The sequence below is a fragment of the Saccharothrix stipae genome (genome assembly GCF_054781895.1).
Genome location: NZ_BAAGTN010000016.1, coordinates 18,035 through 30,954 on the forward strand (window position 1 = coordinate 18,035; position 12,920 = coordinate 30,954).

Annotated in this window: 12 protein-coding genes; 5 read left to right on the forward strand and 7 right to left on the reverse strand. The window is 71.7% G+C overall.

Translation table 11 applies throughout. From position 1 onward, the window contains the following. Positions 1 to 183: 183 nt before the first annotated feature. The 3 genes from ACYVLT_RS27800 to ACYVLT_RS27810 are packed head-to-tail and all read right to left on the reverse strand — an operon-like array spanning position 184 to position 1,383. On the reverse strand, positions 184 to 534 hold the full coding sequence (locus ACYVLT_RS27800; RefSeq protein WP_461123167.1) for a hypothetical protein: 351 nt from the start codon (positions 532 to 534) through the stop codon (positions 184 to 186). After that, entirely contained in the window at positions 527 to 835 is a 309-nt protein-coding gene (locus ACYVLT_RS27805; RefSeq protein ID WP_461123168.1) for a hypothetical protein, read from the reverse strand. Before ACYVLT_RS27805 ends, ACYVLT_RS27800 begins: the two co-directional genes overlap by 8 nt. A gap of 5 nt (positions 836 to 840) precedes the next feature. Continuing rightward, positions 841 to 1,383: a DUF4254 domain-containing protein gene (locus ACYVLT_RS27810; RefSeq protein WP_461123169.1), complete on the reverse strand. Its 543-nt coding sequence runs from the start codon at positions 1,381 to 1,383 to the stop codon at positions 841 to 843. A 207-nt stretch (positions 1,384 to 1,590) separates the two neighbouring features. On the opposite strand from ACYVLT_RS27810, the gene ACYVLT_RS27815 reads away from it, so the two are divergent. Together ACYVLT_RS27815 and ACYVLT_RS27820 are read left to right on the forward strand one after the other, a co-directional pair. Further along, entirely contained in the window at positions 1,591 to 2,958 is a 1,368-nt protein-coding gene (locus tag ACYVLT_RS27815) for a helix-turn-helix domain-containing protein (protein ID WP_461123170.1), read from the forward strand. A 330-nt stretch (positions 2,959 to 3,288) separates the two neighbouring features. Beyond that, positions 3,289 to 4,332 carry a hypothetical protein gene (locus tag ACYVLT_RS27820; protein ID WP_461123171.1) on the forward strand — a complete coding sequence of 348 codons (1,044 nt, stop codon included), beginning with the start codon at positions 3,289 to 3,291 and terminating at the stop codon, positions 4,330 to 4,332. A gap of 15 nt (positions 4,333 to 4,347) precedes the next feature. On the opposite strand, the gene ACYVLT_RS27825 is transcribed toward ACYVLT_RS27820, so the two are convergent. Both ACYVLT_RS27825 and ACYVLT_RS27830 read right to left on the reverse strand, forming a co-directional pair. Beyond that, complete coding sequence (locus ACYVLT_RS27825; RefSeq protein ID WP_461123172.1) at positions 4,348 to 6,498, reverse strand: ATP-binding protein; 2,151 nt, start codon at positions 6,496 to 6,498, stop codon at positions 4,348 to 4,350. 110 nt (positions 6,499 to 6,608) lie between these two features. Continuing rightward, complete coding sequence (locus ACYVLT_RS27830) at positions 6,609 to 7,448, reverse strand: hypothetical protein (protein ID WP_461123173.1); 840 nt, start codon at positions 7,446 to 7,448, stop codon at positions 6,609 to 6,611. Between the two features lie 232 nt (positions 7,449 to 7,680). Between ACYVLT_RS27830 and ACYVLT_RS27835 the strand changes: the two genes are divergently transcribed. Then, complete coding sequence (locus tag ACYVLT_RS27835) at positions 7,681 to 8,373, forward strand: hypothetical protein (protein ID WP_461123174.1); 693 nt, start codon at positions 7,681 to 7,683, stop codon at positions 8,371 to 8,373. Between the two features lie 760 nt (positions 8,374 to 9,133). On the opposite strand, the gene ACYVLT_RS27840 is transcribed toward ACYVLT_RS27835, so the two are convergent. After that, positions 9,134 to 10,369 (reverse strand): helix-turn-helix domain-containing protein, encoded by a 1,236-nt coding sequence (locus ACYVLT_RS27840; RefSeq protein ID WP_461123175.1) that lies wholly within the window; start codon positions 10,367 to 10,369, stop codon positions 9,134 to 9,136. A gap of 150 nt (positions 10,370 to 10,519) precedes the next feature. Between ACYVLT_RS27840 and ACYVLT_RS27845 the strand changes: the two genes are divergently transcribed. Beyond that, positions 10,520 to 10,801 carry a hypothetical protein gene (locus ACYVLT_RS27845; protein ID WP_461123176.1) on the forward strand — a complete coding sequence of 94 codons (282 nt, stop codon included), beginning with the start codon at positions 10,520 to 10,522 and terminating at the stop codon, positions 10,799 to 10,801. 107 nt (positions 10,802 to 10,908) lie between these two features. Further along, positions 10,909 to 11,577: a hypothetical protein gene (locus ACYVLT_RS27850; RefSeq protein ID WP_461123177.1), complete on the forward strand. Its 669-nt coding sequence runs from the start codon at positions 10,909 to 10,911 to the stop codon at positions 11,575 to 11,577. Between the two features lie 562 nt (positions 11,578 to 12,139). On the opposite strand, the gene ACYVLT_RS27855 is transcribed toward ACYVLT_RS27850, so the two are convergent. After that, complete coding sequence (locus tag ACYVLT_RS27855) at positions 12,140 to 12,343, reverse strand: hypothetical protein (protein WP_461123178.1); 204 nt, start codon at positions 12,341 to 12,343, stop codon at positions 12,140 to 12,142. Positions 12,344 to 12,920: the final 577 nt, after the last annotated feature.

Sequence of the window (12,920 nt, forward strand, 5' to 3'; positions counted from 1 at the left end):
GCGCTGCTCGAAGAGGTGATGGAAGTTGGTCGAACCGTATCGCCATGGTCACTGTCCGCAATCATGCGGTGGTGCTGCCCAAGGCTTGTCCCGCCGGATTTTCTCGTCGGCTGTGCTTACGTCTTCCGCAACCGGCGCGGTGGTCCGGGAGGTGGGGGAACGCCGCGGAGCGTTCCCCCACCTCTAGCAGCCCGCCGACAGCGCGCGCGTGCTGTGGTCGGCGGGGGTGGCGTGTCGAGCCGCGCCCGTCGGGGGCGCGACTGGCTCGACGGCGATCAGGCGCCGGTGGGCGGTGGCCCGGATCCGGCAGCTCGGGGTGCGACCGCGTCGCCACCGGGGACGGCAGGGACAGCGGCCCTGGGAATCGGGCCGGTGTTGTTCGATCAGGTCACGCACAGTCGCCACCAACCTCGGCAGCTCGCCGTTCAGGAGCGAGGCCCGGGTGGCGTCGTCGCCGAGTTCGACCATGCGTTCGAGGTAGTCCAGATAGTCGGTGACGCCGTCGGGCAGGCTGGCAGCCAGGACTTCACTCATCGGTTGCTCCCGGCAGGTCCAGGGTCGGCTGGTCGGAGGTCGCCGCGGCGGGCGGCCACAGGACCGGGTGCAGGTCCAACGGCACGAGGTAACCGACGGGGATGCCGAGTGCCGCGAGGTCGCGGGCCGCGGTGTCGAACGGGTCGCAGGGCCACGGCGGGTTGCGACACACCGCGCAGCGTCCGGGATCGTCGGGCGGCGGCAGGTGGGTGGTGACGGCCTCGACGGCGCAGCCGGCCCGGCCCACCGGGCTGTCCGCGGCCACGGTCAGTGCCACGACCGCGCGCCACTGCTCGGCCATTACGGCTACAGGTCCGCGATGACCGGCGTCGTGGTGGGCAGTCGCCGCCGTCCGCTGCGGAGGTCGACCAGCAGGTCGTCGTAGGCGTGGGACAGGGCCGCGACCTCGTCCATCGCGGCCTGCGCGTGGTGACCGACCGGCCGACGGCGGGCAGCGAGTACACGCTGGTGCAGTCGCTGCCAGTGCGCCCAGGTCATGGCCATGCGGTCCACGAGCCGCCCGAGGGTCTCGGTGTGCAGCGGGGCCGCGGTCGGCGGTTCGGGCACTGTTTCGGCGACCCAGCGGTCGATCTGCTCGATCAGCGTCGCGCGGGCTTTCGCGCAGTCCATCAAGAGTCTGGTGCCGGCCGCGAGCACGGCGTCGTTGGCCTGTGTTTCCCGGGCGGTGTGGAGCGCCTCGGCTCGTTCCTGGTGGCGGTGGGCCAGCACTGCGACCACCACCAGCAACGGGTGGTCCTCGGCCGGTTGTTCGGCGGCGAAGGCCCGCAGGATGTCGTGCCCGGTGGGCAGGAGCAGCGCGTCGTTCGAGTGCAGTGTCGCGGTGACCACGGCGTCCACCTCCGGGTGAAGGATCAGGGCAGGTCAAGCGGTATGGGCTCGACGGTGCCGCACTTCTGCGAGCCGAGGGAAGACGAGGAGGTGTCGTGCATCGCTGATCACCGACTGATCAGCGCGGCTGATCAGCTTGGCTGATCACAGCAGTGCACCCGGGCCGGGCCCCGCTACCGTGGCGGTGGACGAACCGCGGGAGGGCCCATGAACGTCGGCAGCGGCGGCGACCGGCCGATCAACCCGGTCGTGTGGCATGACCGCGACATCCGTGCGGCGCTGGCCCAGCGGAACATCGGCCGGGTCTACCAGCTGCTACGGCGGTTCGGGGTGTCCCAGCGGCAGATCGCCGCCTGTACGGGGCAGGGCCAGTCGGAGGTCTCGGCGATCGTCAACGGGCGTCAGGTCCAGGCGTACGACGTGCTGGAGCGCATCGCCGACGGCCTGGGTGTCCCGCGGGGTTACATGGGTTTGGCGTACAGCGACGACGCGGTCGCGCGTGCCTTGTCATCTGGTTCGCACGGTGCGGAGGACGGCTTCATGCAACGGCGTGGGTTTCTCGGTCTGGTCAGCAAGCTGGTGGTGGGCTCGGCGCTGACACCGGTCGAACTGGACTTCCTGGACGTGACGCCCTCGACGACGCCGGTACCCGGGCACGTCGGCGCCATCGACGTGGAGCAGGTGCGCACCGTCACCGCCACGCTGCGCGCGCTCGACCTCGCTCACGGCGGCGGCTCCTGCCGGGACGCGATCCTCGCCCACGTCGGCTGGGCGCAGTCGCTGCTGGGCGCCCGATGCGACGACACGGTGCGAGGGCAATTGCTGTCCGCGGTCGCGGAGATCAAGACCCTGGCGGGGTGGAGCGCCCACGACCTCGGCTTGGCCGACGAGGCCCGCCGCTACCTCGGCCAGGCCGTGCGCGACGCCCAAGACGCCGGCGACCCCGCCCACACCGCCATCGTGCTGCACCACCTGGGTCGGGTGCCGCTGGACAACGGCGACCCGGCCGAGGCGCTGAAGGTGTTCCAGCTCGGCGAGATCGCCGCCAAAGACTCCCGGTCGACGCTGGCCGTGGCATTTCTCCAAGCCAACCAGGCCGTCGCCTACGCCCACCAAGGCGACGCCGACCAGGCGCTCACCGCGCTTCGCCGGGCCGAGGACGAGTACAGCCACGCCGGCCAGGACGACGCCGAGCGCGGGTTCACCCGCTTCTTCGACCAGGTCGCCCTCGACACCGCCGCGGCCCGCGTCCACAGCCAACTCGGCCTCACCGACACCGGACACCGTGCCCAGGCCATCACCCGCCTTACTCGCACCCTGGCCGTCACCTCAGCCGATCACGGCCGCCAGCGTGCGTTCAACCTCGCGTGGCTCGCGACCTGCATGCTTGCCGAAGGCGATCCCGAGACTGGCGTCCGGCTCGGAACACAGGCCCTCGATGCCGTGCGCGCCGTGCAGTCGACAAGACTGCTCGACCACCTTCAACCGCTGGAGAACGAAACCCGACAGCACAACGGCAACAGCGACGTGCAGCAACTCCACCACGAAGTCCGACTTCTGCGCTCGGCCGCCTGATCTGCACTCCTCCTGCGGACGTCCCAGCTGGTAGCCCGGTGCGGCGAACACCCCTGGCGTCGCCGCGCGGATGACCGGCGTGGACCTCGACGACCAGGGCCATGACTCGCCGATGCGTTGGGCGTCGAGTTCCGCAGCCTGCCCTTCGAGCTCACACCCGTGCAAGGGCACTGTCCGTGGTCGACCTCGACGGGGTTGCGGTCCGGGAGGCGTCTGGGCGACTACCTTCACGCCGGACGACGAAGGAGACGGCAGGGTGAGCCTGACCGGGCAGCTCCACCACGGCGAGTTGGGCCGGTGGTGCGAGCAGCGGTTCGTCGGCACCGACAGGTGGTCAACCATGTCCGCACCGTCGCGCGCACGGCGAGACCGCTGGTCCGTCCCGTCGGTGAGGTCGGCCCGGAGCGTTGGGCGGACGTGGGCGGCGCGTTCGGACAGCGCCTGGCCGACCTGGTCGACCCGGCCCCGCCCCACGGCGCGAGGCTCGGCATGATCCACGCCGGGTGGCTGTCCTGGTCGCAGGCCCACGCCCAGGCCGCCGCCTACCCCAGCCACGCCGAACTTCCCGACCGGCAGCGACGGCGGGCGCTGTCGCTGCGCCGCACCCCCGACGGGTGGATGGACCTTGGGGCCGCCACCGACCGCGGGCAGGTCGACCCGCAGGCCGAGGCGGTGATGGTGGAACTGCTGGACCGCACCCGCGCCTACCAGGCCGAGCACGCACCGCACGGCCGGTGGGGCACCTCGCCCGGCGTCGAGGCCGGGTTGGCCCGGTCGGCATGGGTGCTGGCCGCGTGCGAGGGCATCCACCGCTCCGGGAAGATTGACCCGCGGCTGGCGTCCGTGCTGAGAGGCGGTGGCGGGGTCGGGGAACTGCGCGCCCTGGCCGACGAGTCGGTGGTGGCCGAACTGGCCGCCCTGGCCTCCCGCGCCCGCGAGCAAGGGCTGGTCGAGAAGCTGCGAGGCACCGCCGACACCCTCGGCAACCGCGACCTGCACGCGCCGCTGGGAGTGGCCGCGCCGGTGCTGGTCCCCGGCTGGGCGGACGGGGACCTGCTGGTCGGCCCGGCCGAGGCGACCATGCTGGTCGACGTCAAGACCGTCGTCACCCTCGCCGACCCGCGTCGGGTGGCTGCATGGTGTTGGCAGATCCTGGCCTACACCTGGTTGGACAGCCTGGACCTGCACCGGATCAGGTCGGTAGGTCTCCACCTCGCGCGCCACGGCGTGTTGGTGGCCTGGAGCGCCCGGACGCTGGCCGGCGCGCTGCTGGGCGACAACAACCCCGGCCGCGTCGACCAGGCCCGCCGCGAGTTTGTCGAGGTCGCCACCCAGGTCATCCGCGGGGAGGGCGGCGTGTTCCCGATCGCGTAGAAGCGGGATCGACCTTCAGGTGTGGTCGAGGTCGTCGAGTTGGTGTTGGACGCGGTCGGCGTCGGTGTCGCGGCCTTGGTCCCGGTACAGCTCCAGCGCCTCCCGCCACACGGTGCGGGCCTGCTCGTGCTGGCCGAGGGCCGCGTGGGGATGGCCCACGCGGTCGAGGGTGTCCGCGACCAGATAGGCGTGGCCGAGGCCGCGGCGCAGGGTGAGGGCGTGGTGGTAGTGGTCGAGGGCCTGGTGGTGGTCGCCGGTGTGGTGGGCGATGTAGCCCAGGCTGTCCAGGGTGGCCGCCTCGCCACCGGGGTTGTGGTGGTGTCGGTTCAGGGTGAGGGCGGCCTGGCAGTGCTCGCGGGCGGTGTCGAACTGGCTCAGGAGCGCGGACAACCAGCCCACCTGGTTGAGCGCGTCGGCTTCCCACACCGGCTGGTCGAGGGCGCGAATGAGGGCGAGGGCGTGGTGGGCGTGCTCCAGGGCCTGCCGGTCGCCCCCCCGCTGTTCCCAGGCGAACGCGAGCACCCGATGGGTGAGGGCCTGTTCGGTGGGGTCGTGGTGGCGCAGGGCCAGGACCAGGGCCTGCTCCAGGTGGGTGGTGGCCTGTTCGTGCAGGCCCAGCCGGGAGCAGGCGTAGCCGAGGTGCCGGTGGGTGCGGCTGCGGGTGGCGGGGTCGGGCAGGTGGTCGGCGACGTCCAGTGCGGCCTGCCACGTGGTGATCGCGTCGTGCAGGTGTCCTCGCCGCTGGTGGAAGGTGTGCAGGTTCCAGGCGAGGTGCCAGACGGTGTGGTGGTGGCCGAGGGTGGCGGCGGTGCGTTGGGTGGCCAGCAGGGTGGCGTGCTCGGCCTGCAGCCAGGTCGGCGCCGCGTCGGTGTCGGGCAGCGGGTGCGGGTGCACGCCGGGCGCGGGCGGCTCGGGCGACAGGAGCTCGCGGTGGGGGTTGAGGAGGCGGTCGGCGGTGTGGGCGGTGTGCAGGTGGAAGTCCATAATCCGGGTCAGGGCCGCTTCCCGCACGTGCTCGGGCAGGGTGGTGTGGGCGGTGTCCGCGGCGTAGGCGCGGACCAGGTCGTGCATGGCGTACCGGCCGCCGGGCCGCCGCTCCACCAGTGACGCCTCCTCCAGCGTCGTCAGTGCCCTGCGTGCGGCCGTCTCGGCTAGCTGGGTGAGCGCGGCGACGGCGGGCAGGGTGGTGTCGGGGCCGGGGGCGATGCCGAGCAGGGCGAACAGCGTGCGTTGGTGTTCGGTGAGCTGGCGCAGGGACCAGGACAGAACGGTGGGCAGGCTGGCTTCGGGGTCGTCGGAGTCCAGGGCGTCCAGGCCGAGGTCGCGCAGGTCGGTGACGTGGTCGTCGAGCAGGTGGGGGTGGGTACGGATGCGGGCGGCGATCAAGCCGAGGGCGAGGGGGAATCCCCCGCACAGGCTGACCAGTTCGGTGACCGCCGCGTGCGTGTCGACCGTGGTGGGGGTGTCGCCGAGTGCGGTGGTGAGCAGGGCGCGGGCCTCGGTGTCGGTGAGCACGTCGAGGTGGACAGGGCGGGCGCCGTGGCGGGCGACGAGGCCGCGCAGCCGGTCACGGCTGGTGACCAGCACCGTGCAGGTGTCACCGCCGGGTAGCAAGGGCTGGACCTGCTCGACGGTGGCGGCGTTGTCGAGCAGGACGAGCAGGCGCCGGCCGGTGGTGTGGGTGCGGTAGAGCCCGACTCGGGCGTCCAGCTCGGTGGGCTGGCGGTCGCGGTCGACGCCGAGGGCGGCCAGGAAGTCGCCCAGCACGTCGACGGGGTGGCGGGGGTCGCCGGGGCTGAAGCCGCGCAGGTCCACCGCGAGGTGGCCGTCGGGGAAGCGGTGCAGGTTGCGGTGGGCCCAGGTCTGGGCGAGCCAGGTCTTGCCGATGCCGCCGGTCCCGCCGATCGCGGAGATCACCGCCGTGCCACCGACTCCCGCGGTGCCGTCGTGCCCGACCGGCGAATCAGTGAGGGCGCGGTCGAGTGCGGCGAGCTGGTCGGCGCGGCCGACGAACCCCGCCGGCCGCGGGCCGAGCTGCCGCGGGGTGGGCGTGGGCGGTCGGGGCGGCGGCGGGTGCACGTGCAGGCCGCCGGTCAGGTTGCCCACCGCGGTGCCGCCGGTGTCCGCGGTGACGCCACCGTGCACCTGCTGGCCGGTCGTGCCCATTCCGGGAGGCTGGCCGGTGACGGTGCTGTCGGTGCTGTCGGTGCTGTCGGTGCTGTCGGTGGTGGGGGCGGGGTGGGGCGCCGACGCGGTGTGCCCGCGGTCCGTGTCGGCTACCGGGGGCCCTCCGGTCCGGGTGGCGGTGGTGCGCCGAGGGTGAAGTGGTCGCCGGTGGCGGCGCCGATGGTGATGCCCGCTCCGCTGCCGTGCACGCCGCCGGTGATGGTCACGGCACGAGGCCCGGAGACGCCCGTCACCCCCGCGTCGTCGGTGGCGGACGCGGAAGGGGCCGCTTGGCCGCCCGAGGCGGGGTCGGGCGTCGCGGAATCCGCCGGTTGCCGGTCGAGGACGGCGGGGTCGGGTGGGAAGGGATGGTCGGGCAGCGCGATCCAGGCGAGCTCCCGGAACTCCTTCGTGCTCGCCTGAACCGGCCGGAACGTCGCCGGGTCCAGGGTGACGCAATGCCGGACGACCTCGTCGAACACCACCCGGGACACGATCATCGCCAACACGCCGGGCGAGTCGGCCAGGGCCTTCTTCAACGGGGGCGCGTCGACCAGGCGGAACGCGGCCGTCAGCGAGCTGGAGGTGACCCCTTGCTCGTCGAAGGCGACCTCGACCGCGTGCACCGCCAACCGCAGCCGCACCCCCGCCGCGCCGGGGCTGGTGGCGTTGTGCCCGCGCACCGCACGCGCCAACGCCTCGGGAAGCACCTCCACCAACGGTGCCTTCGGATACTCCGGCGGGACCAGCACGAACAGACCGTCACCCCGGTCCTCGCGGTGGCAGGCATCCCACGGCACCCCGGCCGCCGCCAACGCCTGACCGACCACCTCGTACAAGCCCGCGCGCGTGTCGAGTTGGTGGCGCAGCGTCCGGCCGGGAGCGCTGAAGCGCTCCACGTCGACCAGGACCATCGTGCGGTGGACCGCGTGCCGACCCATACCCGCCATACCGACCCCCTGAGGGCAGAACCACGTGGTGCGCCGATGAACCACGGTTCTACCGACCGGCTCAGGCGGGTTCAGCGTCATTTGACGCACTCGCTACTCGTTCGGCCGTACGGAATCACCCGACCGGGCCGCGTGTCGCCACCCGACACGTCCACGTTCAAGAGCAACCTTCGACCGACACGTGGGGATGGCGTTAGTTCAGAGAAGCTGGCAAATCCTGGCCTACACCTGCTTGGACACCGCGGACTTGCATCGCATCCGCTCCGCCGGGCTGTACCTGGCCCGCCATGGCGTACTGGTGACCTGGAGCGCTCGCACGCTGGCCGGCGCGCTGCTGGGCGACAACAACCACGGCCGAATCGACCACGCGCGCCGCGAGTTCATCGAGGTCCACCCGCGTCATCCGCAGCGAGGGCGGCGTGTTCCCGATCGCGTAGAAGCCTCCAGAGTTCGGACACGGGAGGGGCCAGGTAGTGTTGGCGGACAGGTCCGCGCCGAGCTCGGAGAGTTCCGGCACGTGCTGGTCGATGCCCTGGTGGCGATCGACCAGTTGCAGGTGGTGCTGCGGAACGCGGGTCGCCGGTCAGGGCGGACAGCGGGCGGACGTTGTCGAGCAGGTCGCGCGGTGGTCCATGCCTGCGGTCTGCGCATGGCGGACTCGGGCATGTGCGAGCCACTCGACGCCCTCGGTGGAGCGTCTGGTGGGAAGCCGGTGCCGTTGATGGTGTGCTGGCGGGCACGGCTTCGTTCGCTGAAGTCAGTCGGCGAGGACACCTTCGACTCGCGGCAGGTGGCGTGCCGGACGGCAGGCCCTCAGCACACCCAACCCGAGAACGACGACTTGGCGGACCCCGGTGAGCTGCGTCGATTACTTTCCGAACTTTCCGGTGGTGCGCTTCGACTCCCATCGGTCGAGTTGGTGTAGGACGGCCTGGCTGTAGCCGATTGAGCCCAAGGCTTCCTTGACGCGGTCCAAGTCGAGGCCCGCCTCGTGAAGTTCACCCAGCAGCATGGGCATGATCGCCTCACTCTGAGAGTTCCGGGCCCAGTCGTTGTTGCCGTAGAAGTCAAGGCGGTCCAACAGGTTGGCGTGCTCTTCGGTGAACCCCCGCCAGGAATGATCGGGTGGTTTTCGCGTCATCAGGTCACGGTACGAGCCTCGATGCAGGTCGGCAGCCTGGAGCGGGCCGGAAATGGGTCGGCGCTGTGGGTGTCGACCTGTGGCGGACTCCGCCTTCACTGCGGCGATGCGTTGGTCGGGCGTACCCGAACCAACCCGGCACCGGCGGCTCTCGGACGTCAGTGGGGTCAACTGCCTTGAGGATCAACCAGTCGTTGTTGGCACGTCGTTCTAGTGCGTGACAGAGATCGGCGCGCGCGCCAAGGAAGTGACGATCACGGTCCAGACCGCAGAGGGCGAGGACGAGGTCGGCCAACCTCGTGGATGAGGCGTGTCGCCGGTTCGGGAATCAGCGATGCGCGGCTTCGAACGCTTCGATGATGTGGCCGCGCGGTCGGACAGTTCGTGGCCGTCGCTTTTATGGCCCACTCGCGGATGGCCTTGGTCTGCTCTTTGGTGTGGGCTTCCGCCGCCACGCGGCGCGCGGTCCGCGATGGCGAGCACGCCCGCCGGCTCCCCGTCGACCGGCACGAGAACCGCCGTGAGGCCTCCGTCCTCCAGTGATTTACCCGGTCGGCGCGACGCCCATTCGCCAGGCCAGGCCACGCAGCTCCCGGCCCCCGGAGTCGCGTTGCGCGCGGCGGAGGTGGTCGCTGACGATCTCGCGCACGAACACGTCGTTGCGGACGCGCTGCGGGGCCAGCCGTTCCGCGTGCAGCAGCATCGCCAGGCCGCGCTCGCGCGTAGGGGATTCCACCATCAGCGAGCGGCCCAAGTCGGCGTAGAACTCGGCCTGTCGTCCCGGCGAGGGGATCGCCTCCGGGTGTACGTCCCGCGCGATCTCCGCGACCTTCGGGCCGTCCCCGAACTCGGTGGCGAGGGTGACCCGCCACACCCCGACGTTGGCTCGGCCGAACCACATGCCGGCGAACGAGCCCACCTCCGTGTCGAGCCGGTCCGCCGCGTCGTGGGCCTCGGCGAGGTGCACGGCGGCGGTGTCGCGGTCCGACTGCGCGGCCGACGCCAACGCGGCGGAGAGGTGCAGGACGCCGTAGGCCTGGAGTACGTCGGGATCGTCGAGGTCGGGGACCAGCTCGTCCGCCGTGCGGACCGCTCGGCGGTACTGCTGGGAGCGGGAGAGCGGCCCGGCCGCGTCGCCGCGCAACCACGCGGCGAACCCTCGCCAGGCCGGGGCGTCCAGTTCCTCGGCGCACCGCGCGGCCAGGCGGGCGGCGAGCAGAGGCAGACCGCGTCCGCCCAGGCGCTTGGTGGTCCACATGGCGGCGTCGTAGCAGCGGATGAGTGCCCGCAGCGCGTCGTGCCGCCGTTGCGGGTTCCGCGCGTAGACGGCGTGCAGTTCGGCGATCAGCTTCGGCGCGAGCCGCCCCTGCGCAGCGTAGTCGGAGCGCACGTGCGTCAGCTCGGCCAGGTGCTCGACGTCGGCGGCGATCTCCGGCCAGGCCCGCACGGGCACGCCCGGGTCGTCGCCGAGTTCGAACAGCTCCAGCGCGCTCTCCAGACCCAACAGACCCGCCTGCGCGTCGGCGTCGACAGGTTCGTTCGGCGTGTGTGGCGCGCCGGTCAGCTCGGTGGGGGCGACCTGGAGCGCGGTCGCCAGCGCTTCGAGCGTCGACCGCTTGGTCACCGGGCGCTTACCCCGCTCGATCATCGACAGGTAGGCCGGGGTGATCCCGGCGAGCCCCGCGACGGCGGTCTGACTGAGCCGCCGCCAAGATCTGACTTCGCGGAGCCTGCGGCCGATGTGGTTGTCGTTGACGTCCACGCGCACCTCCTCGGTCACCCAAGGGTAGCCGCGCCGAATCGGTGCGTCATTCGCCGTAGTCAACGCGCCAAGGCGACCTGGCCGCGCGTAGTAAGCCACGCCACGTCATCACTTCAGGAGATCAGGCACATGCTCGCCGAGAGCGATCCGAGCCAGTAGAACCGGCTGGTGGGTTGGGGAGCGGACGCGGCCCCGGTGTCGCCCGCCCTTCGGGACGCCGTCGACCTCACCGAGCACGGCGAGGTGACGTCGTGGCACCTGCGCAACTACAGCGAGGTGCTCGTCTCCGAACGCGACGTGGCGCTGAGCATCACCTACGGGCTGCCCTCCCTCCCGGACGAAGGGCAACAAGCGTCATCCAGGAGACGGACGGGTCGCGGGTCGAGCTGCCGCCAGGCGGTCTGCGCTTGGTCGACGGCCGCTCGGACGATGCGCCGCTGTGCCTGGTAGTAGTCGTTCTCGGTGATCGCGGGTGCGGTGACAGCGACTCACCCCTTGATCACCCGGACGGGTAGTGGTCCCACACCGTGACTCGGCGGCGGTCGAAGATCACCGGTGTGGACGCGGCGCAGCGAGTTCTGCTCATCGACATCGAGAACGCGGTCGGATCGGTCAACCCAAGGCCGGACCTGGTACGGGCCAGGGTCGGCGCGCTGGTCCGCGCGGCGGGTTCGGTACACCCCGTGCTGGCCTGCTACAGCCAGTCCGACCCCAACAGCGACGCCATCGTCAGCGTCCTGGCGGAGATGGGGATACCCACGTGGTTGGTCACCCCCGGCACGGACGCGGCGGAGACCGCGCTGTTGTCACACGCCCGCTATGTCCATGCCCGCGGCTGTCGCGCGTTCTCCGTGGCCTCGGCCGATCACCAGTTCACCGCGCTGGCCGAGCTGGGCGAGTTCGACGTGATCGCCTGGACCGGGCAGAAGGTGTCCGGTCGGCTGCACGCCACAGCGCGGCAGGTCCGTCGCGTTCCCCGTCCGTCGGGCGCAGCGGTCGGGCCGAGTACACGAACCGTCCCGGTGACACCCGTCGATCAGAACGAGGGGCGGGCCCCCAACGGACAATCGGAGGCGTTGTTCGCGCCGCGTGGCCATCGGCTGGTGGCGGCGCTGGCGATCGGGGTCGGTATCGCCTTGGGTAATGCCCTGGTCGACCGACTGGTTGTCCGGGTGCTTCGCGACGAGGGGAGCCACCAGTCCCGCCGGACGGACATCGCCCGGTAAGCACCGGTTCCTTGAACCGCACAGCCGGCGGCGGCATGCTCGCGGTCGGGTTGAGCTGGATCGGCGCGCGGCGGGCCGGGTGCGGCCTGGACTCAGGTTCGTCTCCGGGTTCGTCGTCGGCCGGGCCGCGGGTGCGGGTAGCGGCTGGGGGCCGAACTCGCTCGCCTGGTCCCGATGGCGACGGGGGCACGTCTCGGCGTCCTCGGCTTCCGTCTCCGGGCTCTGGGTGCCGGAGCAGCCCAGCGCCCGGCGCGACGCTCGGCGGGACAGTCGCCGGTCCGCGCTGAGCAGCTTCACCACGCTTGTCGGCCTGCGCGGCAAACATCGGGGGGTGGCTGCGTCGACCCACTGGGCCTCCATGCGCAGCGCCTCGTTCGGCACGCGGCCGTCCCGCACGAGCAAGACCGTGCACATGACCTCGCCCCAGCCGTCGTCGAAGGACTGTTGGCGACGTTCGGCGCGTTCGATGTGCCGGGACTCGGTCACAGCGGAGGCCTGCACGCTCATCGGAAGGCACCGATCGGATCGACAGGGTCGTGACGCTCGGTCGCTGCTGCGGTCGTTACGGTCCCCACGGGTAGCCCTCCACGTCCGCGTCGAACCGTGCGTTCAGCTCCGCGTCCGTGATGCGGTCGTCGGGTCGAAGCGCGCTGTCCTCGGCGAGTCCGGCGGCGTTGAGCAGAGCCCAGACTCCGCACAGGACGACGGAGTACTCGCGGGTGGTCACGTCGGCGGGCAACAGCACTTCGAGGCGTCGGTCGGGCACGCGCACAGCGTGCCCCGTGGATCGTCGACCACGCGAGCCCTTGTCGAACGGCCATCGCCCCACTGGTCCACCGCGACAGCGGCACGGGGGCCGCGATGGTGCAACCGACCTGCGGGACCGCGGCGCGCCGGCGCCGCCGGGCGCCACGCCCACCTGGGGCCGCCACACACCCCGAACACCACCCGCTCGGGTGGACCCCACCCCGCTCCACGTCGACCGGGTGCACCCAGCCGCCGGCAGAGCGCAGGCGGTGTCGAGGTCCAGGGGGCACGGTGAGAGGCCCTGGCACTGTGCCGCCGCCAGTACGCCCGAGACGGACAGCGGTGAACCGTTCGTCACGACGATCGTCGAGGGGATCGCCCGAGAAGTACGCGGCGGCACGCCCGGCCGGTCGTGGGCCTGTGGTCAGGGGGTCGGCTGGTGCAGCCGTTGGATCAGGGCGGTGGTGATGGTGTCGGCGGTGACCCAGCCGTCCTGTCCTGTCGCCTCGGGTGGGAGGTCGATTGCGAGGAGGGGTTGGTGTCCGGTCAGGTCGATGTGGTCGACCGCGGGGTAGGCGCGCAGGTGCGGGGTGCCG

Excerpts from the sequence above, each read along its gene's own strand:
- ACYVLT_RS27800 (WP_461123167.1), bottom strand. The coding sequence starts at position 534 with ATGAGTGAAGTCCTGGCTGCCAGCCTGCCCGACGGCGTCACCGACTAT.
- ACYVLT_RS27805 (WP_461123168.1), bottom strand. The coding sequence starts at position 835 with ATGGCCGAGCAGTGGCGCGCGGTCGTGGCACTGACCGTGGCCGCGGAC.
- ACYVLT_RS27815 (WP_461123170.1), top strand. The coding sequence starts at position 1,591 with ATGAACGTCGGCAGCGGCGGCGACCGGCCGATCAACCCGGTCGTGTGG.
- ACYVLT_RS27825 (WP_461123172.1), bottom strand. The coding sequence starts at position 6,498 with ATGGGCACGACCGGCCAGCAGGTGCACGGTGGCGTCACCGCGGACACC.
- ACYVLT_RS27830 (WP_461123173.1), bottom strand. The coding sequence starts at position 7,448 with ATGGCGGGTATGGGTCGGCACGCGGTCCACCGCACGATGGTCCTGGTC.